18 protein-coding genes and 1 pseudogene are annotated in these 23,453 nt (G+C 40.3%); 3 read left to right on the forward strand and 16 right to left on the reverse strand.

From position 1 onward, the window contains the following. Positions 1-120: 120 nt before the first annotated feature. From H5201_RS19800 to H5201_RS19820, 5 genes and pseudogenes are all read right to left on the reverse strand, one after another. A complete protein-coding gene (locus tag H5201_RS19800; protein ID WP_220497192.1) occupies positions 121-315 on the reverse strand; it encodes a hypothetical protein in 195 nt (64 codons plus the stop codon). Positions 316-609: 294 nt separating this feature from the next. Then, positions 610-858, reverse strand: a complete 249-nt coding sequence (locus H5201_RS19805; RefSeq protein WP_220491230.1) for a hypothetical protein — start codon at positions 856-858, stop codon at positions 610-612. Between the two features lie 542 nt (positions 859-1,400). Beyond that, on the reverse strand, positions 1,401-1,823 hold the full coding sequence (locus tag H5201_RS19810; RefSeq protein ID WP_182739575.1) for a DUF2262 domain-containing protein: 423 nt from the start codon (positions 1,821-1,823) through the stop codon (positions 1,401-1,403). A gap of 292 nt (positions 1,824-2,115) precedes the next feature. Next, positions 2,116-2,740, reverse strand: a pseudogene (locus H5201_RS19815) (hypothetical protein). Positions 2,741-2,951: 211 nt separating this feature from the next. Continuing rightward, positions 2,952-3,671 carry a YwqG family protein gene (locus H5201_RS19820; RefSeq protein ID WP_182717804.1) on the reverse strand — a complete coding sequence of 240 codons (720 nt, stop codon included), beginning with the start codon at positions 3,669-3,671 and terminating at the stop codon, positions 2,952-2,954. Positions 3,672-4,357: 686 nt separating this feature from the next. Here H5201_RS19820 and H5201_RS19825 point away from each other — a divergent pair. Continuing rightward, positions 4,358-4,915, forward strand: a complete 558-nt coding sequence (locus H5201_RS19825; RefSeq protein ID WP_145236272.1) for a TMEM165/GDT1 family protein — start codon at positions 4,358-4,360, stop codon at positions 4,913-4,915. A gap of 13 nt (positions 4,916-4,928) precedes the next feature. Here the strand turns inward: H5201_RS19825 and H5201_RS19830 are convergent, their stop codons facing one another. From H5201_RS19830 to H5201_RS19840, 3 genes are all read right to left on the reverse strand, one after another. After that, a complete protein-coding gene (locus tag H5201_RS19830; RefSeq protein ID WP_182785242.1) occupies positions 4,929-6,122 on the reverse strand; it encodes a PepSY domain-containing protein in 1,194 nt (397 codons plus the stop codon). Between the two features lie 17 nt (positions 6,123-6,139). Next, a complete protein-coding gene (locus H5201_RS19835; protein ID WP_182739573.1) occupies positions 6,140-8,296 on the reverse strand; it encodes a TonB-dependent siderophore receptor in 2,157 nt (718 codons plus the stop codon). Positions 8,297-8,395: 99 nt separating this feature from the next. Then, positions 8,396-8,959 carry a hydrolase gene (locus tag H5201_RS19840; RefSeq protein WP_182717801.1) on the reverse strand — a complete coding sequence of 188 codons (564 nt, stop codon included), beginning with the start codon at positions 8,957-8,959 and terminating at the stop codon, positions 8,396-8,398. Positions 8,960-9,196: 237 nt separating this feature from the next. On the opposite strand from H5201_RS19840, the gene H5201_RS19845 reads away from it, so the two are divergent. After that, a complete protein-coding gene (locus H5201_RS19845; RefSeq protein ID WP_259399727.1) occupies positions 9,197-13,645 on the forward strand; it encodes an EAL domain-containing protein in 4,449 nt (1,482 codons plus the stop codon). Here H5201_RS19845 and H5201_RS19850 read toward each other — a convergent pair. Both H5201_RS19850 and H5201_RS19855 read right to left on the reverse strand, forming a co-directional pair. Then, the gene (locus tag H5201_RS19850) at positions 13,642-16,365 is read right to left on the reverse strand and encodes an ATP-binding protein (protein WP_310736956.1); all 2,724 of its coding nucleotides are present in this window, start codon (positions 16,363-16,365) and stop codon (positions 13,642-13,644) included. The two genes, H5201_RS19845 and H5201_RS19850, sit on opposite strands and share 4 nt — an antisense overlap. Positions 16,366-16,495: 130 nt before the next feature. After that, entirely contained in the window at positions 16,496-17,383 is an 888-nt protein-coding gene (locus tag H5201_RS19855) for a cation diffusion facilitator family transporter (protein WP_182717799.1), read from the reverse strand. Between the two features lie 218 nt (positions 17,384-17,601). Between H5201_RS19855 and H5201_RS19860 the strand changes: the two genes are divergently transcribed. Next, the gene (locus tag H5201_RS19860; RefSeq protein ID WP_182717798.1) at positions 17,602-19,044 is read left to right on the forward strand and encodes a diguanylate cyclase domain-containing protein; all 1,443 of its coding nucleotides are present in this window, start codon (positions 17,602-17,604) and stop codon (positions 19,042-19,044) included. A 210-nt stretch (positions 19,045-19,254) separates the two neighbouring features. Here the strand turns inward: H5201_RS19860 and H5201_RS19865 are convergent, their stop codons facing one another. The 6 genes from H5201_RS19865 to H5201_RS23575 form a co-directional block, all read right to left on the reverse strand. Beyond that, positions 19,255-19,449 carry a hypothetical protein gene (locus H5201_RS19865; RefSeq protein ID WP_182785244.1) on the reverse strand — a complete coding sequence of 65 codons (195 nt, stop codon included), beginning with the start codon at positions 19,447-19,449 and terminating at the stop codon, positions 19,255-19,257. Positions 19,450-20,513: 1,064 nt separating this feature from the next. Further along, the gene (gene cas6f, locus H5201_RS19870) at positions 20,514-21,074 is read right to left on the reverse strand and encodes a type I-F CRISPR-associated endoribonuclease Cas6/Csy4 (RefSeq protein WP_182768112.1); all 561 of its coding nucleotides are present in this window, start codon (positions 21,072-21,074) and stop codon (positions 20,514-20,516) included. Between the two features lie 9 nt (positions 21,075-21,083). Next, positions 21,084-22,109, reverse strand: a complete 1,026-nt coding sequence (gene csy3, locus H5201_RS19875) for a type I-F CRISPR-associated protein Csy3 (protein ID WP_182768113.1) — start codon at positions 22,107-22,109, stop codon at positions 21,084-21,086. Between the two features lies 1 nt (position 22,110). Beyond that, positions 22,111-23,064 (reverse strand): type I-F CRISPR-associated protein Csy2, encoded by a 954-nt coding sequence (csy2, locus tag H5201_RS19880; protein ID WP_182785245.1) that lies wholly within the window; start codon positions 23,062-23,064, stop codon positions 22,111-22,113. Next, positions 23,064-23,369, reverse strand: a complete 306-nt coding sequence (locus H5201_RS19885; protein ID WP_182785246.1) for a type I-F CRISPR-associated protein Csy1 — start codon at positions 23,367-23,369, stop codon at positions 23,064-23,066. The genes csy2 and H5201_RS19885 overlap by 1 nt, the downstream gene beginning before the upstream one ends. Then, positions 23,359-23,453: IS3 family transposase (locus tag H5201_RS23575; RefSeq protein ID WP_404936147.1), on the reverse strand; the 95-nt coding region annotated here is incomplete at its 5' end. The genes H5201_RS19885 and H5201_RS23575, both read right to left, overlap by 11 nt.

Below are 23,453 nucleotides of genomic sequence, written 5' to 3' on the forward strand. Positions count from 1 at the left end.
TTCTAATTTGATTGCCGCAGAATACGTTGCGCGTTTTAATTTCGTCATTTTTTCACCCAAATTTGTATGCTTATTAGCATAACATTTCTTTCTTAATGGGTGGCCAAATTAACTATGCCACTACACTCCAACTAACACAAAAGAGGGATGAGGAACTTCAATTATTTCACCCTGAAACCAATAGAAAAATTCATATCCATAACTGAATAATAAAGGTGACATGATTGTAAATGCTACAAAGACACCCCAAGAATCATTTCTGTGGTATTTAGCGTATTTATTATTTTTTTCTTGAAGTGTTTCCATATCTACCATGACACATAACGCCAACTTACGGAGTCATGTTGCAGCTTTTTGTTATGTGATTGAGCGTAATTTATGATGAATTTCATTTAATACTTCACTCCCCATTGTTTTGGTAACGAGCTCATTCAATTCACCACTTAGAAACTCTTGCCATGAAACTATCTTACATCCCGAGCAATGAGCATACCTTCCATATGCCGATATCACCGTATAATTATCCATGATTGAGGTTTCATATAATTCCCCCCCTGGATTATCGACTCTCCAACACTCAATAGCTTTAGGCGGAATATAATTCATAGTTTAAAGTGATTCTTTCACAATTTTCTGCCACTCACTAAATGACTCTGCTTCCCAATTGTTGCCAGGCTTTAAACCTTCTGGGGCGTATTCTTTCGGCTTGCCGCCAAACCAATTAAACCACTTAGAAAGACTACCGTCTGGTATCTGGACTAGTGGTACATCAAATTCTTTGATATAGAATCTGGAGCCTTCAGGAAAATCATTTTTACTTGGCAAGTTCATATTATGGCTCCCGAAGATCTCCAACATAACGAGCCTGTAGAATTACTCGCTTTTATTTTATTTTGATTAATGCTTCAACCATAGCCTAGTTCCTATTTTGATTCAATCGACAACTGACTTTCACATAAAATATAAAGGAGGATTTGCTGTTGCTTTAATTGGCGTTTTGGAAGGTATTACAGGTGCTTAATGGCTTATTTTAAGATGTAAGGGCTTACCTTTATTAATGCATCGTATTTTACGCTGCTAATATTAGCCTTCAAGTTAGTTCTCATTTACTTCTCTTTCTCTGCTCTTTGTGCAAAAAATATTTAATTGAATTATTCACAAAGAGGTTCAGAAACGCTGCGCTTTAGAAGAATATAAGCAAATGCAGTGCTAATAATGTAAATATTATTGCGTAGCGCTCCTTATATGTGTTTGCCGTAAGCTACTTACTTAACAGCCGCATCGACAGACGAAGTAAACAAATTTGTTTATTGATTTAGAGTTGACCGCCATTATATAAAACGGTCAAAAAGACTACTAGTGCCTATTGATAGTGTTAAGGCTCATATGTGTTAAACGTTTTACCCATACATTTGCAAATATTCAAAGTTCTCACTATCAAAGATTTGTGGAATTAATGAATGGCCTCCAAACATGTTATTTTCGCTGTAGAAAAAATCAACGCTATCAGAGGATAAGAAATTTACTCCATCCAATCGCAGGTTTTTATCGAACTCCATGGCTGTCAGTATTGGTTCATCATCTTCCCGCCAGTCTTCATTGTACGATTGCAGGCTGTTTTCTATTATGTAGCCTCTGGCTTTCTTGTCGTATGCATCCAAAGAAGAAAGAATCCTTTTGGCCAGAGTAATCGTGTCTTCTAACTTCTCTCCATCTGGATCAACATGAATGCGAACTTCATCTCCTTTAAAATTGAAACTACCTTTGTAGGTACCTTCAATTCTTTCATCCATTTCTAGATTATCTAACGCTTTCTCGTACATAACTCTCTCTGACGTTTAACTAGCCTGTAGAATAACTCGTTTTTAATTTATTTTTATTAATGTATCAACCATAGCCGAGTTCCTATTTTGATTCAATGAAACTAAACAAGACAGTCACTCTAATTGAACAAACACAGCCGTTACAATAAAATTACTTTTTAGGTTAAGAATTTATCTTTTACTACAGGGTTACTTTTACTTCATCCATTAAATAAGTCATTAGCATTCTTAAACCTAAATTACATGCATAAAATGACATCAGTTTTTAACTTTTTACTGAGTAATTCAAGCGCTATGCCAGTAGTTTTTTACAATTACTGATATTTGCACGCCGCTTCCGATTTAAGTTTTCACCGTAACGTTATTGTGAAGACAGCCTGCCTACTGCGCCGTGAAATACGCGCGTAAATTACGTAGTGAGTTCTAACCAGTTTTCTGGAGAAATATTGACTCTTTTTAGTAAAGGTAAGTGTGTACTTTTAATATACCCTCGCTTGCTTTACCATATGCAACGTCCTGTTAGCTCAACGAATTCAAGCTACGATTTAAGCTCAAACGGTAACCCTTTTGGCATGATTTGACGTGGTATACCTGCAAAGCGAAGTAGTTGTTTTGGTTGCTTGCCATCTTTGGCGCATGTTAAACGTTTTTTAACACTAATATGGCCTGACTCTTCAGGTGTTTTTACCATCTTAGCTCTAATCGGATTTAAATAAACATATGCCATGCAGGCTGCTAATGCTGCTTCATCAAGTAGTACTTGTGACCTAAATCCCCCCTCCCCCTCTACGGTGCCCGTAGGATTGACCGGTAAAGTGGTCTTCGCCACATAAAAATGCACGCCGTACGCAACGTGAAATACAGTGATAATATTTTGTATCAACCAAACTTACTTGACGCTTTCTTGCGATTTCAATAAGACACCCTGCTCATTTTTTGCACTTAATAAAACTTAGTACTTCGTTTCACAAAATACAAAATTAAACTGGATGTCTTTGTTATTTTTTCCTTGTTATTTTTAAACACGGATAACGGTTTACACTCGCTTTAAACAAAAATAGTCACTTCAGAGCAATCCAAAAAGCCTATTTTATAACAGTATTAATAAGGAGGACTTTAATTATGCGGCTACCCAGCATCGGTCTTCAGGCAGCTGAAGTCGGCATTTTTAAGCTTTTCTTTCTCAATAAATACCATAAGCTTATCCCCATCATGCCAACACCAGCCAAGCCCATCGTGAGATGCCAGAGTGAGCAGCGGAAGCCATTCATCACCAGGGGTCGGGTCATAAGCAAGCGAACAAAATGACGGATAGCCCAGCATGTAGTTCTCGCGATGGCCTATTAGATAAGGCAGTTCATACAAAAGATTAGTATCGAAAGGCCAGTCACTGCGTAACTCTTCATGTTTGGGGATTTCCAGCCCGGTTTCCAAACGGATTACCTTTGCCTCCTGCGGTACAGCTGCTTGCTCAAACATAACTAAATCATTAATATCCGGATAATAGTAAGCGATCACATATCCTTCAGCACCCCAGAAAATTTCACCGTCGTGATCATAAGCATAGAAGAGTGATAGCAAACCGGATTTGGGCAGCGGCTCAGGACAATCGAGGATTTCAGAAAAATTAATCTGGCCTAAAAACCGGTATTCGCCAACGTTATGTTCTGGCCAGACAAAGTCCTTTGCAACCAGAGGATTACCGCCAAACCGACTCCCAGAGTCACTGGCGACACCATCTGAAAACAATATATCAACGCTGGATTTACTGATCGAATCCAAATAAGCCTTATGAGGGGAAAAATCTTCATCAGTGCTAATAAAGTCTTCCAAAATTTTAGGGTTCAAACAACTCTCCTTTTATAACGCAAACACAACCGGCGTTCATTCCGTGTCTATGTATATGTTCAACGGGTTATTAACTTAACCCACTATCCAAACCCTTGAAGGGCTTTTGTTTATCTAACGAGCCTGTAGAATTACTCGTTTTTATTTTATTTTGATTGATGCTTCAACCATAGCCTAGTTCCTATTTTGATTCAATCGACAACTGACTTTCACATAAAACGCTAAATTTATATTTCAGATGCTTAACCCTCTCACACTTAGAGTAAGAGGATTATCATCTTTAAAAATTAATTGTGATGCCAATAGATGGTAAAGGCATATCAGGGAACTGGTAGTCTTTTTCAAACTCGCTGTAGTCTTGATTGTATTCTAGCTCCTGTACTGCGCGTGAAGCATACGTTTATATTCAATTACAGGGTTCACCCTCAGCCGCACCACAAAACCTGTTGTTGTACCTTTACTCTAAAAAAGAAATGTGGCAAAGTGCGCACTTCTCGGGGGAGTAGCCTGCTTGATGCCTTTTAACTTAAAGCGCAGCAAGTAAACTTATCAACATAATTGCACCTCATGTGCATGGTAAGTTTGTAATGTAGCAAGCATTATCGGCAAGACCTGGGTAAACACTATCCTCATGGCGGGAGATAGGCGTTTACCTTGGTTTAATGTTCCCGCCTTATAGAAGTAAAATGGATACATTTATCACATCAACCGTCACCGTTGCTTTAGCTGAAATAGGCGATAAAACGCAACTTTTATCCCTGTTGTTAGCTGCCCGCTTTGCCAATAAACCTGCACTTATTTTAGGTATTTTAGTCGCTACTATTATCAATCATGGTTTGTCTGCATGGTTGGGCGATTATTTATCGCAAAGCTTTACCTCTTCGTACCTGCCTTGGATTGTGAACGGCTGTTTTATTGTCGTTGGCTTATGGCTACTGATCCCAGATAAAGATGAAGAAGTAAGCAATAAGTACGATCAATACGGGGCTTTTTTAGTAGCCTTGGTGCTGTTTTTCATTGCCGAAATTGGCGATAAAACCCAAATAGCAACAGTATTGCTTGGCGCTCAGTATCAATCAGTGTTGTGGGTAACCATAGGAACCACTGTAGGTATGTTACTTGCCAATGTGCCGGTTATTTATGCTGGCAATGCCTTGCTAAAACGTATTCCAATGGCAAAAGTAAGAATGCTTGCTGCAATAGTGTTTGTTGCTTTGGGTTGTTACGGCCTAGTTACTAGCTAACTTTATCTGCACGTTACAGCACCGGCGAATATAGTTTTGCTGGTGCTTGGCGTACACTAAATGTTTGCGTTGTGAGGATCAGGGAACAACATACTAATAAAACACTAACTGCACCCATGATACCAAACCATTGCAATAATGAACGCTGCTTACGCTTTACTCTCAGCCAATTCATATACAATCCAGCCATACATATACAGGTCATTAAACAACCAAACACAGCCCAAATTAACTTCGTACCTAGCCCTGCAAAGTTGCCAAAATGCAAAGGATCGGCGGTATCTTTAATGCGCGCGACAATAGGTAAATCTGCGGCTTTTTGAATTGCCAGTACATCTGCTGAAGCTGGATCTAAATACACTTTATTAGCTCGTAAACGTACTAAAATGTCATCATTATCGCCCAGTACCAAAACCGGTTTATTTGCTTTGCTTGGGTATTGTATAGCGCGAATATGTAAACTTGGAAACGCTGATTGCGCCGCGTTTACCATGGCACTTATCGCTGGCGGATGCGCGACATCAGTTTGTAGATCCGTAACCTCTGCGGGGGGGGGTATATAATGGTCAATTTTGGCTGTTTGTAAGGTGTGTTCAACTAAGTACCACACGCCAGTAATAGCCATGACCACAATAAACCAGTAACTCCAAAGCCCCAGTAATTTATGCCAATCAGCCCAGCTGCTACGATTGGTTGTTTTTAATTGCCGTGGCTTTTTTAAAAAATGTCGCCACCACTGGCGATAAACAATCGGACTAGTAACCACTAAAATAACCAAGAGAATGGCTAAACTCGTGACGATCAACTTACCTGTCCAACCCATCGATAGATTCATGTGCCAGTTACGTAAAAAGCGCGATACTCGCCCCCACTGACCTTCGCCAAGCCATTGCCCCGTCGCACCATCAACATACACAAACAAAAACTGTTGCTGCCACTTAAGCGACACTTCGGTTGCTAAGTAAGGTTGTTGATGGCGCAATATGCTAATGATTTGGCTGCCAGGATAACGCTGGGCAAGTGTATTCTCAATTGCAGCAAAGTCAGTATTAGGGGAATGCGAGAGGGCACGAAATTTACTATCACTAAGATATTCAATTTCGTGGCTCAAGGTTGCCAATGTGCCAGATAAACACGTTATCAATAACAAGCTGCCAACCAAGAGCCCTGCCCAAGCATGTAAGTTAAACCACTGCTTTGCTTTCATAGTACGAAATTGTCAGTTTAGAATGTGTACTTAGCCGACAAATAGACGCGGCGTGGTTCCCCCGGGAAATGCCCAGCACGAGTTATAAAGCCACTTGATGCATACTCTTTATCAAACACGTTTTTAACTGAGAGCTGCCAAACCCATTGTTGATATTCAGTCTTCCAAGCCATGTTATAAACGGTATACGGCTGTACTTTATCACCGTCTAAACTGACTTGTTCATCAACATAATCAAGACCTGCCGCGATTGATGAGTGCAACTGCGGTAACTCATAACGCGTCCACAACCCTGCGGTATTTTGTGGCGCATTGGCAAATTTATCGCTGCCTTTTGCTTGCGCGGAAAATTTTTCACTTTGCTCAACAATACGCGTGTCGTTGTATGCGTAACTTGCTGTGATCACTAAACGTTCGGTGACATCGCCAACAATCTCAAGTTCAAAGCCTCGGCTGTCAACTTCGCCTAACGCTTCCATTTGATCAACGCCGGTGTCTGATAACTCAGTGCTGGCTTGTAAAATATTGTTACGGATAATGCGGTACGTTGCCATATTCACAGCCAACGAGTCATCAAGTAACTTAGTACGTAAACCAAGTTCACGAATATTGCTGTGCTCTGGTTTAAATGGCCCGCCTACATCTTGATTTTGATTACTGGCCGATTGTGGCATAAAGCCTGTGCCATACAGCGCATAAGGGAAAAAGGTATCGTTTAAGTTATAACTTGTGCCAATACGATACGTCACATCGCTGTCTGAAAACTCGGTGTTATTAAGGACATCGGTGTCTTCAAAACGATCGTACCGTAAGCCAACCGTAACATTCCATTTATCGGTAACATCAACTTGGTCTTGTGCATACAGGCCAATACGTGTTGACTCAGTACTTGATAAACGCGGTGTTACGTTTGCTAAATCATAATCATCTTTTGAAGTCAATCCATACACAGGATTTAATATTGAGATCCCTGGCACTGGGCCGCCTTTGCTGGCTTGTACAGCTGTTCTATATGCAGATTCAAACTCATGCTTATACCAATCTACACCCACCAGCATCACATGTTGCATAGCGGCAAGCTCAGTGTCAGCAATTAAATTGGCAGTAAAACTAAGCCCGGTATTTTCGCGTTGTTGATCACGAAATTCGCGCTCGCTCCAATCCAGTACTCCATCGCCATCTGTGTCACTTAGTCCACGCGGCTCATGATAGTTTTGATTGGCATCGTTACTAAAATAACGCGCAGTGATATCACTGCGAAATACCTCATTAAATTGGTGCTGAAAACTTGCTTGAAACACGTCAGCAATAACGGTTTGATAATCAGTTGCTTCATTATGATTCCAGCTTATGTCGGCAATAAAGTTACCGTTTTTATCCACTGGCACGCCACGTAATCTAGCGCCGCCTAAATCTTGATCAACATGGGTATATTGCAATACCAGATTAGTGTCGTTATTAAAATCAAAACGATAGCCTAAATCAATAATAGTATTATCTTCGCTGGTATTTTCACGAAATGGTTTATCTGAATCTTTATAAACACCAACACGGTAGGCTTGGGTCTGTGCGTCATTGGCACTGCCCGTTGATTCGACTGCGGCACTAAAAAAATCATCATTACCCAGTTCAACTGCAACGGTTGTTTTACTATCATAGCTGGGCTTTTTGGTCATATAATTAATGATCCCGCCAGGGTTACCACTGCCGTACACAGCGCCACTAGGGCCTTTTAAAACAGCCACTTGCTCAATATTAAACAACTGTGGTACCGCAAAACCACTAAATGGGTCACCTTTTACACCATCGTATAAAATTTCATCTTGGCGAAAACCACGAAACGTAACACCTGAGTAACTAAAGCCATTAACACCCGCAATATTGCTGTACAGATCAGTTACTTGACGTGCAGCCTGATCGCTGATTAACGCTTGCGGAATAACCTGGATTGACTGTGGAATTTTCTCTAGCGGCGTATCGGTACGAGTACCAAACGTTGATTCTGTTGGGCGATACAGTGAAAACGCTCGTCCAACGACTGAAATGGTTTCTATGTCGTTTTTTACAACAGTAGACTCATCAGTTGCAGATCCTGCTGCTGTTGTTTGCGCAGCAACGACAACAGGCGTCATGGTAATAGAACTTAGGGCTAATGCTATTAAAGAAGGTTTCATTGATATTTATACAGCAATCAAAATAATTTACGGCATGATAATAAAAACCACTATCATTTACAATGCTGAAGTGAAATTATTCTCTTCTTGTTGCCAAGCTTATTTAACAATCTTTAAAATCTCTTTAAATACAGGTGTCGCTGCCACTTCGGTCCATTGAAAAATCACACTTTCAGCGCAGCTGATCACAGCACCTGCTTGTCTTAGCTGAGCTATAGCTAAATCGCGGTGCAGATCATTACGCGAACTAACCGCATCCATGACTAAAAACACCTGATAACCTTGCGCCAGTAAATCTAAACAAGTTTGTAATACGCATACATGCGCTTCCATACCAACTACAATAATTTGCGGGCGTTTATAGCTAGCAATAAGCTCTAAAAAACCGTCCTCTTTACACGCGCTAAAGTGGGTTTTATCAAAGAACTCAGCTTGCCCAATCTGAGCTTTTAATTGCTGATCAGTTTCGCCAAGCCCTTGTTTATATTGTTCAGTGACTAAAATAGGAATATGCAACAATTGTGCAGCTTTTACTAATTGCACTGTGACCTGTTTTACTTGTTCATAACGAGGCATCGCAGGACTTAATTTGTCTTGAATATCGACAACTAACAGCAGACTTTGCATGGTGTGAGCATTAAATGAATGAGGCAATGTGAACATCCGTGATCTAAACATAACTAACAGCATAAGTGATTTGTTATACAAATGTATATCTTATATAGCTAATTCTTTAATTCAACTGTAAATTGTTATGCTATATTTACTAACGGCTAACAACCACTTTATCTCAGGGGAGCAGTACCTTAAGTGCGATTGAGAAACTTTTTTTTCATCTTATTTAGTATTTTATGCACTTGGTTTAGTGTTAATTCCAGTGCTCAAAGCTATGCTCAGCAATTGCAACGCTTATCCACGGATGAAGGGTTATCACAAGGCCACGTAACTAGCACACTGCAAGATAAACTGGGATTTATTTGGATCGGTACATTACAGGGTTTAAACCGGTTTGATGGCTATGAGGTAAAAATATTCTCTGGTGAATACTCACTGGATCAACTCTCAATTATTGTATTGTTCGAAACACACAACGGCGATATTTTTGTATCAACTGAGTATTCTGGTGCGTTTCTTATAGATCCTGTGACACTCAAAGTTAGTAAAATTTATTCAGGTAAGTTAAACGCTGAAGATAAACACTTTTCTCCTATTTTTGCCATCGCCGAACATCAGCAGCTGTTTTATTACGCCATTAATCAACATGTGTATGCCTTTGATCCACAAAAAAATACCTATACCCATGAGTTTTCAATCAGTAAAGATGATAATTCTGTCCGCGCAATTACTGTTCATAATGACTTTTTGTATATTGCCACCACTGATGGGTTGTACTCTAAATCATTAATTGATGAACATATAACTAAAATACCTTTAGTTGCCAAGGATAAGCTCAATCCAGATAATAACAATATCAAATTTTTATCCATCGACTCACAGCTTGGTTTACTGGTTGGCACAGTCGAAGGATTTTATTCTATTGCTTTTAATAACAATGAGTTATTAGACTTCAATAACGTAAAAACGCTACTCGCGGAACATAATATTTGGGATTATGTTAATACCCCTTATGGTGAATTTATAGTCACTGAGGATGGCCTTTATCAATACCATCGCCATACTGATCACAATGAGTTTCTTTTACGTTTTGATCAAAGTAAATTTCACATGACCGACAACACTATTTTAGATGTGATGGTTGATAAAACAGGGCTTATGTGGCTTGCCTCGCGCTCGCAAGGCGTTTTTACTTGGTCCACTTTAGCAAGGCGTTTTGGCAATATTCAAATCACCAGTAATGATAAATTGCACAGCAATGTGATCCTTGCTGTTTACCAAGACGATAACGCCGTGTGGCTGGGCACCGATAATGGCCTAGCCAAAATGCGCCTAGATGAGACTACCGAAAAAACTTACTTAGCCAGCGATGACAGCAAAGCGTTTTATGGCCAATTTGCTGTGTATGGTATTGCCTCGGCGCACTTAAATGAGCCAGACCGTTATTTGTGGTTACTGCTCTATGATGGTCTTGCTTTATTTGATAAAAAAACCGAACAAAAAATAGCTCTACCAATGCAAGGCAATACACAAGCCATTCTCGACAGCGGCCCAGGCTATGGATATCATCAAATCACGACTGATACCTTTGCATTTTTTAGCGAGAATGATTATTTCCTGTATGATGGAAACAGTGGTCAGACTAACGTAATTAAAGGTCTCAAAGGGCAGTTAGATCCCGTCAATGTGCACGCTTTTTTAAAACCATTGCCCAATAAACCCGATGACTACTTGGTCAGCGTATCTGGCGCGTTATATCGTTATAATGAGTCCAGCCAAAAACTCACCTTGATCTACGAAGTCGAAAATTATAACCCAATAAATTATGTCACTATCGATGATTGGGTGATCGATTATAACAATACCCTTTGGCTTGCCTCTTCCCAAGAAGGACTAATTGGTCTTGACGCCAACAGTTACGAAGTAAAACACCGTATAAACCTCAGTAATGGCATTAAAACGAAAACAATTGTCGCCTTGCAAATCGACCAATTTGGCTTTTTATGGATCAGCAGTAAAAATGGCCTCTATCGACTCGACTTAAGTTCAATGCAATTAAATGCATATACTGTTAAAGATGGCTTAACTGTGAATGAATTTAATATTGACTCACATACTCAGCTAAACGATGGCCGCTTAGCTTTTGGCAGTACCCGTGGCGTGCTAACACTTGCCCCGCAAGACTTTTTATCTGTCCCTAATGATCGTGACAGCACAGTGACTGAAATCACCGATATATCGTTACTCTCACGCTCACTTAATTATCATCCATTGCAATACGCCAACCAGCCTTTACAACTGACTGATGAAGACATGGGTTTAGAAGTTAGTTTTTCCAACTTTGATTTTCAAAATGTTGATAGAACACGCTATAAGGTGTCATTAACTGGCCCAAGTAAATTAAGCTATGAAAAGCTAAATAACAATAAAGTCTTTTTTACTAAGCTTCCTGCTGGTGATTATCAACTAACAATCGCAGCATATAACTTAAATGACTCAGGCCTCGGTGATGAAAAAACACTTAACTTTACTGTTGCCTATGCTCCGTGGCGCTCGCCACTTGCAATAAGCCTTTATTTATTACTTACGTTTTTAGTGCTATTTGTTATTTTTTGGCAATACCGCTCCCGTCAGCGCATTATTAAGCATACTCATGATGAAATACTGCAATCACAACAACAAACAGAGCTTGCTTTAAACAGTAGTAAAAGCGGTGTATGGGAAGTTGATATTGCCGCACATTGGATAAAGCAGCAGCGCTTAAAACATGAGCTAGGCTATAAAACTTTGCCACAAAAGTTCAATTTTGACGATTTTTGCGCATTAATACACCCAGATGATAAACGTAAAGTTCTTCATGATTGGCATTTATTCATCACTCAAAAAAATGCTCAACAATGGCAGGTCACGTATCGGCTTCAACATGCTAATGGAAACTGGCTTTGGTATCACGATATCGGTAAAGTGATTGAAACGAACGAGCAAGGCTATCCTACAAGATTAGCTGGAATCTATACCAATATAACCGAACAACGTGCTACAGCACAGCAAGCTGCGGTATTAGGCGAAGCCTTTAGCCAAATAAACGATTGGCTACTTATTTTAGACAGTCAACTGACTCCGTTTTCTGTTAATAATAGCTTTGCAGAAGCCTTTTCTATTCAAACAATCCCAGCAAAGCTTGAACTAAAACGGTTTTTAGCAGCACTGGGGAAAAAACAATATGTCGATTTCATCAATATTCTAAAATCATTACAACCGAAACAAAATTGGCGTGGTGACGCTTATATAAAAACTAAGATAAATCCGTCGCACCCTATTCATATTAGTATTACCGCAGTGGCAAAAGACAGTAATGTAGTGAGTTATTATGTGGTGGTTATTTCTGATTTAACCGAGCAAAAACGCGCTGAAAATGAACTACGCTATCTGGCAAACTATGATCCATTAACTAAGCTACCAAATCGGTCACTAATGTATCAAAAGATATCGCATGCGATAAAAGATGCCGATACACATGCCAGTCTAGTTGCTTTACTGTTTATAGATTTAGATAAATTCAAACCGGTGAATGACTCATTTGGTCATGCGGTTGGCGATCAGCTGTTATGTGATATTACCTATCGAATGAATAGTATGCTTGATAAAAATGCCATTGTTGGGCGTCAAAGCGGTGACGAGTTTTTATTATTAATTAAAAACTTAGACTCGCCACAAAGTTTGAGTAACTTAGTGCGTAGCCTCACTGAAGAACTTGCAAAACGGGTGGTGATCAACGATTTTGCAATTAATATCTCGGCCAGCGTCGGTGTGGCACTCTACCCATTTGATGCCGACACCACCGATGAGCTTATTCGAAATGCCGACATCGCAATGATGCATGCTAAACAATCGGGCCGCAACGGCTTTAAGTTTTTCACTGAACAAATGAATAACCAAATCACCCAAAAACTACTGCTCGAAAATGCCTTAAAAGATGCCTACAAAGACGATTTATTTTTTAATAATTACCAGCCAATTGTTAATAATAAAAGCAAAAAAATCAAAGGTGTAGAGCTCTTAATGCGCTGGCAACACCAAGCAGAATTGATATCCCCGGCAGTGTTTATTCCTATTGCAGAAGAAACTGGTTTAATCGATGTACTCACCGAGCAGGCGCTGACCCGTGCACTTGAAGATCTCGCACCATTATTTAAAGCTAACCCACGGTTTTACTTATCGTTAAATCTATCACCTGTGCATATTTTAAAATCTAATTTAACCGAACGCTTATTACTTATTTTAAATCAGCATCATATAAAACCTGTTCAGTTACGTTTAGAGATCACCGAAAACACCTTGCTTGATGACAAAAACAAAGCAGCTAAGCAGCTGCAAGCGCTCAGAAACGCAGGTTTTAAATTATTACTGGATGATTTTGGTACCGGGTATTCGTCTTTAACGTATTTAAGTCAATTTCCAATTGATGTGATTAAAATTGATCAAAGCTTTGTGCGTAATATCGGCCAAGATAGTAATAATGAATCAATCATCAAAACAATCCACACCTTAGCTGAAAACCTAGATCTATATTGTATTGCAGAAGGCGTAGAAACAATTGAGCAAATACGCTTTTTAAACAGTATCGGCTGCGATGACCTACAAGGCTATTACTTTGCAAAACCAACAACTGCCGAGATTCTCATTAGCGATGCGTATATCCAAGCACTGCTAGAGAAATTGCAAACTACCTAGCTCAATGTATCAGCCCACTTTTTAAGGCATTGAAAAAGTTGGCCGCGATCCACGGGTTTGGCTATAAAATCGTCCATACCCACTTCTAGACAACGTTTTTGGTCGTCTTCAAAAGCATTTGCGGTAATGGCAATAATAATCACAGGACCAAATTGAGCACTGTTGTTACGGATTTCAGCTGTGCACTGATAACCATCCATAATAGGCATTTGGCAATCCATTAAAATAATATCGGCCATATTGTGTTGTAAACACGCCAGTGCTTTTTCACCATCGTTAGCAACTTCTAAGGTGCAATGGGTGTCACTGAGCATTTTTGCAATAACGATTTGATTGATTTGATTATCTTCTACCAGTAATACTTTCAACCCAGTTAAGTCAGGAATGCTTTGCTGTATGTCTACTTCATGAGTAAGTTGCACTACTTCAATAGGAATTGTGATAGTAAAGCAACTGCCTTTACCAATCTCGCTGTGTAATACCAGCTTGCCTCCCATTAACTGAACTATTCGCTTACAAATAGTTAAGCCTAATCCTGTGCCACCATATTGCCGCGTGGTTGAAATATCAGCTTGAGTAAACTCACGAAACAACGATGATTGCTGTTGCCCAGAAATACCAATGCCAGTGTCAGTTACAGCCACAGATAAATGATTATCAGCATAATCAATGTTCATCGTTATACTACCAGTTTTCGTAAATTTCCCTGCATTACTCAACAAGTTATTGACAATTTGGCTTAACCTTAGTGAATCTAACTGCACCACATCGGGTACTGACGGGGCAATATTTAATATAAATTCAACGCCTGGCTGTACGCCAGTATTTGTAAACACCTGTGCTAATTGAGTAAGCAGTTTTCGTACATTAACTATATGAATGTCTAGTTTGACCGCCCCCGCCTCAATTTTCGAAAAGTCTAAAATATCGTTTAAAATCAATAATAGATTTTTAGCGCTTTGCTGGATCATTTGCAATTGTTCGCGGTATTCCAACTTCACGTCATCAGCATTAAGTAAAATATCAGTCAGCCCCATAATACCGTTAAGCGGGGTGCGAATTTCATGACTCATATTCGCTAAAAATTGTGATTTAGCTTTGCTGGCCTGATTTGCAGTTGCCACAGCTTTAACTAATTCATCTGTTTTTTCATTTACTTGATACTCTAGCTCTACATTAAACTGTTTTAAATGCAGATTAAGTGCTGCATTTTCAGTGTTTACTTGTTCTAGATCTTTAAAGTTGCTGGTCAATTTAAATGCTAAAGTAGCAAATTGCTGCTGTAAGCTCAGCACCTCCAGCCACGCATTATTTTGAGTCTGTAAATCACTGATTTCAGTTTTAGGATCAAAGGCATCGATTTGTTCAGTAAGCTCATCTATTGGCCTCACTAACCATCGACTCAACTGGGTGATAAAGATACTGATCAAAATAATCACCACAAGAGTTAGTAATAGTGATTGCCCCCACGCACTTGCCGCCACAAGATTAGCGTATTTCCGTTTTAATAAGCTTGCTACATACCAATCTTGTTGCTGTGATAAATATATTTTTACGTAATATTGTTCGCCATCAATGTCGGTGGTCATAATGGCTTGTTGATCACCTTGTAACTGGGTAAATTTATCTTCAGTGAGCTGAGTCAATACCGAATAATGATTAGGTAAGGTGCTAAACACCACGTGTTTTTTGGCATCAAGAATTATCAGTTCACCATCATTATCAAATATGGTTGGCCTAAATTGCAAAAAGGAGCCCAACACTAACGAACCTTCAACCACTCCCTGAAAACGCCCGTTAATATGCACTGGTGCAGAAACACCCACAATGGCTTCATTACCAAATCCTCGGCCCCTAAAAACATTAGAAATATACCCTGTTGGCGAGTCTTTACCGATCGTAAAGTAATCGCGATCGGCAACCGATAAATTGCTGCCTTTTAAGCTTTCTTGCAAACTAAGTGGATTAAATACCTGAGCTATTGCGTTTTCATCCGTAACCATTGATGTAAGAAAGTTAGGGTATAGTGCCATTAACTGACTCAATGCTAACTGTTTATCGACCCCCTGCTCGATGGCTTTTGCAGTTAATACGATGCCACGGCGATAGCCATTTAAATACAGGTCAATTTTTTCAGCAATGTCTTCGGATTTTTCAGCAAGCTGCGCCTTCACTTCATATTCGATACGCGCATAATGATTGTTGGTAAGTACAATGGTGGTTAATAACACCACTAAAATAATGAGGATGCTTACAATGTAATTAAGAATTTTATACAGCGAATTTGGTCGTTTTTGCCACACTTGCTGAATAAAGAAGAAACTGAGTAAATCAATAACGCATAAAACAATGGCTGCATTTAAAAAATACTTAACCAAGGCGGTAATGACCGCCAGTAATGGCAACTCAATGATAAAATAGCCAATGAGTCCCAGCAGCGGAATACCAATTAACAACCAATAAATTATACCGCGAATAAACAGCAGCCGTGCAGTTTTAAAGCTAAAGTGATACAGCCAAAGCACTTCGCCAACAAACACAATTGATGGCCAACAATGCCCCCAACGATAAAAAATAAAAGCCGCACTGATAGTACAAGCAACTAACGCGTAGCGTAAGCCAAATAGCAACAAACAAATTAAAACAAACAGCTGACCAAATAAAAATTCAGAGCTGTCGAGAAACCAAAATGGCAGTAAATTAACAAAACCGGCCAACACGCCTAAAAGTATAGAACAGCTGAATGCAAAATATCGATGCTGAAAAAACGGCAATGGATTGTTCCGTATAAAATAGGCTATATCTAAAAGTAAAATAAAAAACGCATTTTGCCAAGTTAACTAGTTGTATTTAATGCTGACAACCATGACTTTCGATTTGTAATACGCTGTTGCCAACATTAAATTGCCTTGCTAGCAATTGCTCAACTTTAAGTCGGCATGCTTCATCATGTTTTTCTATAGTGCAATGTTGTTTAAGTACCACATGCGCCCCTACAACTAACTCCTTGTCACGGCGCATAACCGTAACATTGTGCACATTTTCTACATGCTCAACTTGTCCTATGGCACTTTCAATATCGGCCACATCGGGTAGTTTTGCTTTATTTAAACGCAGACCTTTAACGCATCCAACAATCACTTTTACACCTGTAAACAAAACAAATAACGCAATCAGCATGCTCGATAAAATATCAATAATGCTCCAACCAGTTAGATAAATAAGTATACCGGCGATAAACGTAGAGACAGTTGAAATCAAATCAAAAAATGAATGTAAAAATACCGCATAAACATTAAAGCTAGCCTTTCTACCTTTATATAATACCCATGCTGCAGCACCGTGAAATAAAAATCCAGTGGCGGCAATAACCGACATTAAATAGCTATTGACGACGGGGCCTTGCCCTTCATGGTGATGTACAAAGCGCTCGCCGCCTTCGTATAAAATCACCAGGCTGATCGCCAAATATAAACAACCGTTGATCAAACCACCGGTCAACTCTGCTTTTTGATAACCATCGTTGTAGTTTTTAGCTAAATGAATCGCTAAGCTCGATGCGATCAAAGCAATAAATAAAGAACTATTATGAACAAATAAATGCCCAGCATCGGCTAATACGGCAAGAGAGTTTGCATAATAGGCACCAATAACTTGAATAACCATAAATGAGCTAGTGATTGCTAATGCAATTAATAATCTACGTCGTGATGCTTGGTGAGTTGTAATGTCGGTCATGAAAAGCGGTTTTACCTGTGCTTAAGTGTGCTAAGAGTCATCATTCTAAAAAACGTTTAAAAGAGTAATGATATACAGTATCAATTGTAGTACTTCCATAAGCCAAACGCACTAAAAACTTAATATCGAGTTAATTTATATATAAAACGGCTAATTAAAATACCATTTTCTTAAAATTGAATGTAAGCTTAATATGTTAATAAGAAGTTGGAAATCCAGTGAGACAGTATTCTGTAGACGAAATTTGGCAATCTTTACAAGCGTTGCCACTTGCAATTGTGCTGTTTGATCAACAAACAGATACGCTGCACGCCAACGCATCAAGTCAGCAGTTACTTAAATTAATGCCAGCAATAAGTCCAGTGGAAAAAGCATTTCAACACTTATCAATTAAACACACAGAAAACCACACGATTGTTGATTATCAGACCTTTTTAACTCCCCAAAATAACACCGAACACATCTATAACATTGCCACAAAACACACACTCCTGCGTGTTACAGTCACCTATAGTTTAATTGGCCCACAGTTAATAATGCTGGCGCTTGAACCGCACACATCGTTTACTGTACACGCTGATTTTGACGAAGTAATAGCAAAAATATCAACACAACTTATTGATATACAAATAGACAACCTCGATCAACAGATCGAAAGCGCTTTAAAAACCATAGGTACATTTTGTGATGCTGATCGTAGCTATTTATTCCAATTTAGTGAAAACGGCAAAGCCATGAGCAATACTCATGAATGGGTTAATACGCAGGTCAAGCCTTTTAAAGAAAAGCTGCAAGATATTCAACAAGATTTATTACCGTATTTTTTTAGTACCATGAACGAAAAGCACGTTTTTAAGGTATCTGATGTAGACTTGTTACCCCCAGCCGCTGCTGCTGAAAAAGCTGAATTTGAATCAGAGGGGATCAAGTCTGTTTTATGTATTGGGCTGCGCTCTGAAAACGCCTTATTTGGTTTTATTGGCTGTGATTGTGTAACACATATACGCCACTGGACCGACACCGACCTTATGCGGATCAAACTGGTAGGTGAAATTATTGCCAATGCACTGAAAAACGTTCTGTATAAACAACGCTTAGAGCAAGCTCAACAGCAATTACTTTTAGCCAACCAAGAACTGCAATCACAAGCAAATCTCGACAGCCTGACAAATATCGCCAATCGCCGCTGTTTTGATCAAACCTTACTCCGTGAAATTCAACGCGCAACACGCTCACATCAACCATTGAGTTTAATCATTTGTGATATCGATTATTTTAAACTGTATAACGACAATAATGGCCACCAGCAAGGCGATGAGGCACTCAAACAAGTTGCCCAAACCTTGCATCGCTTATGTAAGCGACAAGGTGATTTAGCAGCTCGCTACGGCGGAGAAGAATTTGCAATTGTGTTACCCAGCATTGATAAACCCCACTGCTTAAAATTTGCCAGATTACTGCAACAGCAAATAAGCCAACTAAATATCCTGCACCCAAATTCAAACGTAGCCGACCACCTCACCCTCAGCATCGGATGTTACAGCTGTAAACCAGATAAATACACCACCACCGATATGATGATCCTCGCCGCCGACAGCGCACTCTACGTGGCAAAAAAATCAGGCCGCAATCAAATTCAAGTCTTTGATGAAGAGCATTAGAGCCATGTACTCGTAGCTGCGAGTTTACCTCGCGACAAATCAAAGTGAACTTAATTTCAAATAAACCGCGCTGTTAACAATCCATCCATGGAGCTTGGTTACATAAGTCATTGCCTAAATGGATTTAGGTACTTAGATTTTGTCGGGAACAAAAATCTGCCATGACCTCACTTCCTCAGGCTGCACTCTTTACTAGATATGTCGTTTACTTTAGGCTTCCTGCCCTTCGCCATAAAGGTCTGCTTCGCAGTTCAAAAATATTCCCGATATTTTTGTCGGTCCATCGTCACCTAAGCTGCCTGTGTTGTAGGCGCTAAGCTTGCTGGCGCACAAATATACAACACCATTTGCAATATTATCCACAGTAGGCGCTAAGCTTGCTTGCGCACAAATATACGACACCATTTTCAATATTATCCACCGTAGGCGCTAAGCTTGCTGGCGCACAAATATACAACACCATTTTCAATATTATCAACCGTAGGCGCTAAGCTTGCTGGCGCACAAATATACAACACCATTTTCAATATTATCCACCGTAGGCGCTAAGTTTGCTGGCGCACAAATATACAACACCATTTTCAATATTATCCACCGTAGGCGCTAAGTTTGCTGGCGCACAAATATACAACACCATTTTCAATATTATCCACCGTAGGCGCTAAGCTTGCTTGCGCGACAGTACTTCAAACAAACCGCGGTGTTAACAATCCATCCATAGAGCTTGGTTACATCGGTCATTACCTAAATGGATTTAGGTACTTAGATTTTGTCGGGAACAAAAATCTGCCATGACCTCACTTCCTCAGGCTGCACTCTTTGCTAGGTATGCCCTTTCGGTCCATCGCCACCAAAGCTGCCTGTGCCGTAGGCGCTAAGCTTGCTGGCGCGACAGTACTTCAAACAAACTGCGGTGTTAACAATCCGTCCATGGAGCTTGGTTACATCGGTCATCCATGACCTCACTTCCTCAGGCTGCACTTTTTGCTAGATATGTCGTTTCGGTCCCTCGTCACCTAAGCCGCCTGTTCGGCGGTGAAGAAGAATGCTTTTGAAGTGGGCGCAGGTTTAGTTTTCTAAGCCGCCTGTTCGGCGGTGAAGGCATTAAAGAAATTATGGCAAATGTTACTCACTTTCTAAGCCGCCTGTTCGGCGGTGAAGGAGAATAAAATCATCAACTCATAGGGTTTATGATTTCTAAGCCGCCTGTTCGGCGGTGAAGGGCCAGAATCATCAACAAAACGTATTTTTAAATTTCTAAGCCGCCTGTTCGGCGGTGAAGTAGCTTGCTCAGCAGTGATGAATATGATTCTATTTCTAAGCCGCCTGTTCGGCGGTGAAGTAGAATAATTTAGCATTAAACATCTGATTTTTAAAGAGCTTTTTTAATTTTGACCAAAATACCCTTTTTTAACTAGAAATGCCAAGCCCCTATTTATAAGGGTTTGGCATTGTGCCTAAAAAAAGGGTTAAAACCAAGGCAAGGTGCTGGTGGCGCTTAATCCGTATTTGGAGAAGTTCGCCGCCTCATCTTTTGATGCTGTGAAAGTCTGTTTGATAAACAATCGAAATTGTTGATCACCCGTTGATTTACTCTTGATTCTGACAAAGGGCAGTTCCAACTGCTTTTCAACATCTTTGGGAATGCGTTCCACCGCTTCTTCGTAAGTGAGGTCATGGCGTTTCATTGCTCGGCGACGCAGTTGGTCAGCGTTGCTTTTCACGTGAACTCGCTTTACAAGGCAAAACTCATTGGTACTTGGAATTTGAGTTACCTTAGTGACTAAGGTGAAGTCTCCTAAACCTCGTCGCCATGGTAACGCTTCAAGTTCTTCTAAACGACCTTGTGAGCCATGTATACGAAGTTTGCCTCCTAGGTTTTTTTTGCTAGCATTTGGGAAACTCACTCCGATGTCATGTTGAGAGACTTCCACCAAGGCACGATGTAGCTTACTAAACAGTGCATTCATCAAAATAGGTTTGGTGAATTCGGGGTCTTCCAAGATGGTAATGTCCAGATAGTAATCCATAACCTCTCCTTACGCGTCAGACTTTCCGCCAAACACACCACCACGAATTAGGTTCGCAATAACGTAATGTTGTTGCTCGGTGTCTGGCGCTTGGCCTTTTTCCATCCACTTATCAAACAAGGTATAAAAGTCATCCTTGTTACTACGATAGGCTTTACCACGGCTGGTAACGGAGCCAAATGGTTCGGCAGAAATAGGGCCAATCTCTTCAGAGCCTTGATACCAAGTATCTACTGTGCGAATAGCATTGCCGATTTTTTGCGAGTGTAAAGCGGCGGTGCCGTCTACGTGATACAACACCTTGCTCTTACGATTCTGATTTTTACTATTATCTTTTTCAGGATCTAATACCAATTCTTGTGACGGAAAGACTTCTTGCCCTTCACCCAGTTTTACAAAGGCTTCAATTTGGAAATAGGTAAAGGTATCGCTGGTCAGGCCTTTTTGAATTTGGTCAGCGAAGGCTTTTAAGTCATCACTTTGATAATCAAAATCGCGCAGCGCTAGGTCATATCCGTTGAAAGTCCACTTGGTGTTTCCTGCTTTGTTCTTTTGCGTCACACGAATTGAGATGTCTTCTGCACCAACACGGTTACGCCATAGAAAGCGGCCATTAGCAATATTGGAAGCATAACGATGCGCCAACACGGAAAAAGACTGTTCTGCAATGTAAGACTGAATAGTGCTACTCAATACCTCTTGATAGTCTGGGCTGTTACACGCAGAAGGCGTTGCTAGATCGCCCAATACTCGTAAACTAAATACAACTTTAACTGTGTCGCAATCAAACGGTAAAGCAGCCGTATCGACTGTTTGTAAGTTAGCCTTATTTACTTCTTGGTCTAACTTTGCTGGGTCTTTCAAAATGGCATTTTTTTGTCGATTGGAGATCGTGCCTCGTACCGATTTTTCTTGTAGTGCTATCGGTTTCCATTCACCGTCTGGCTTAATCCAATTCCCTGCGAACAACAAACCATCTGAATTTGCCAGTTTACGTTCGAATGCCAATACTGATGCTGTTTTTAATGCTGCCATGCTATTTCTCCTCAATGGTTTGGTTTGTTTCGTTGTTTAACAAAATCGGGGTTTCTGGTTGGTAATCGTTTTTACAAAGGTAAAGCGCGTTGTCTGCTTGATATTCTTGATGCCAAAAAAGGTGCTTCAAATCGTCTATTCGATGTGGGCTGATCCATTGGCCCAGAGAGTAAATCGATTCGACAAATTGCACCGGACAAGAACGATCTCGCACGTTTGCGACTTGCCCTGCTTCGTACAAATCGGATATTCCTTGATAGCCGACCACGATTGGCTTGAGCCATCCGGTGTAATCCAGTCTATCCACCGTCCATTCGGCTTTGTCACCTTTTGGTTTAGAAGACATTTTGCGGGTGCTAAAATCTAAAAATGCTTCTAACGGCGCTTGTTGCGTTTGTTCTATATGGTCTTTCAGTACATCGTCACGACTGACTAAAGCAAACCCTGGAAGCAACTTGCGTAAGAAGGATTTTCGCGTAGCTGGCTCCCGATTTATTGCGCCAATATCTTTAATGAGTTCAACACTGCCGATACTCTGCACTGTGCCACCAGCAACTCTTGATGCCGCCAAAGTGTCTTCGATACATTCAGCAAGCTCGTCCTCAACCGATGGTGGCGTCGGGCCAGATAGTGCAATCAGGAGCGTCACTTCCATACGCATTTTGCCTTCTTCGTTAAAGGGGGCGGTACTTCCATCTTTGGTAAGAGGATTACGTGTTAGGGCAAAATAATTTTCTCGACTCATGTTGTTACTATGAGACTGCACTTGGCTGGAATGGCAAATCACTGCACAGCTTGTCAGTGTTAATCTATCAGAAACACGGGCTTGGACTTTTCTTTGCAAGGCGTGGGTTAACCCCAAAAAGCTGGTCATGGCAGGGAAGCCCCACGTTAAACCAGCAATGGCATTCGCGCCTTCGACATTGAGATGTCTTATTACGAGTAGTTTATCCATTAGAAGGCTCCCTTTACATCGTCTTGCACTAGCCTGAGTTCTTGCGCGGTGAGCACTTTCCACTGCACAAACTCAACATCGCCTGTGGCAATATCGGCGTTTTTCTCTAGTTCGCCATTTAAAAAGCGAGAGAAGTCGGCGGCAACTAAACCTTGCCACTCTTTTTTATCAAATTCGTCTTCAAATTCTTTATCAAATGCTCGTCGGTTTGGGTCTAACCAAAGCTTTTGATGCAGCGGCAAATGACAATCTGGATGGGAAGACCTGTAATGGTCAACAAATTCTGTAGAGATTCTAAGCGGCATTTTTTAATTCATTATATTTCTGATGTGGCGTCATATAATTAAGCGTAGAATGCCTACGTTTGTAATTGTAAAACTGAATATAAT

The sequence above is a fragment of the Pseudoalteromonas sp. SG43-6 genome (assembly GCF_014164365.1).
GTDB lineage: Bacteria > Pseudomonadota > Gammaproteobacteria > Enterobacterales > Alteromonadaceae > Pseudoalteromonas > Pseudoalteromonas rhizosphaerae.

What these genes read in the sequence shown, in the direction of transcription:
- csy2 (WP_182785245.1), bottom strand. Translation starts at nt 23,064, where the DNA reads ATGGATAAACTACTCGTAATAAGACATCTCAATGTCGAAGGCGCGAAT.
- H5201_RS19855 (WP_182717799.1), bottom strand. Translation starts at nt 17,383, where the DNA reads ATGACCGACATTACAACTCACCAAGCATCACGACGTAGATTATTAATT.
- H5201_RS19830 (WP_182785242.1), bottom strand. Translation starts at nt 6,122, where the DNA reads ATGAAAGCAAAGCAGTGGTTTAACTTACATGCTTGGGCAGGGCTCTTG.
- csy3 (WP_182768113.1), bottom strand. Translation starts at nt 22,109, where the DNA reads ATGGCAGCATTAAAAACAGCATCAGTATTGGCATTCGAACGTAAACTG.
- H5201_RS19810 (WP_182739575.1), bottom strand. Translation starts at nt 1,823, where the DNA reads ATGTACGAGAAAGCGTTAGATAATCTAGAAATGGATGAAAGAATTGAA.
- H5201_RS19865 (WP_182785244.1), bottom strand. Translation starts at nt 19,449, where the DNA reads ATGGTGTCGTATATTTGTGCGCAAGCAAGCTTAGCGCCTACTGTGGAT.
- H5201_RS19800 (WP_220497192.1), bottom strand. Translation starts at nt 315, where the DNA reads ATGGTAGATATGGAAACACTTCAAGAAAAAAATAATAAATACGCTAAA.
- H5201_RS19885 (WP_182785246.1), bottom strand. Translation starts at nt 23,369, where the DNA reads ATGCCGCTTAGAATCTCTACAGAATTTGTTGACCATTACAGGTCTTCC.
- H5201_RS19825 (WP_145236272.1), top strand. Translation starts at nt 4,358, where the DNA reads ATGGATACATTTATCACATCAACCGTCACCGTTGCTTTAGCTGAAATA.
- H5201_RS19805 (WP_220491230.1), bottom strand. Translation starts at nt 858, where the DNA reads ATGTTGGAGATCTTCGGGAGCCATAATATGAACTTGCCAAGTAAAAAT.
- H5201_RS19835 (WP_182739573.1), bottom strand. Translation starts at nt 8,296, where the DNA reads ATGAAACCTTCTTTAATAGCATTAGCCCTAAGTTCTATTACCATGACG.
- H5201_RS19840 (WP_182717801.1), bottom strand. Translation starts at nt 8,959, where the DNA reads ATGTTCACATTGCCTCATTCATTTAATGCTCACACCATGCAAAGTCTG.
- cas6f (WP_182768112.1), bottom strand. Translation starts at nt 21,074, where the DNA reads ATGGATTACTATCTGGACATTACCATCTTGGAAGACCCCGAATTCACC.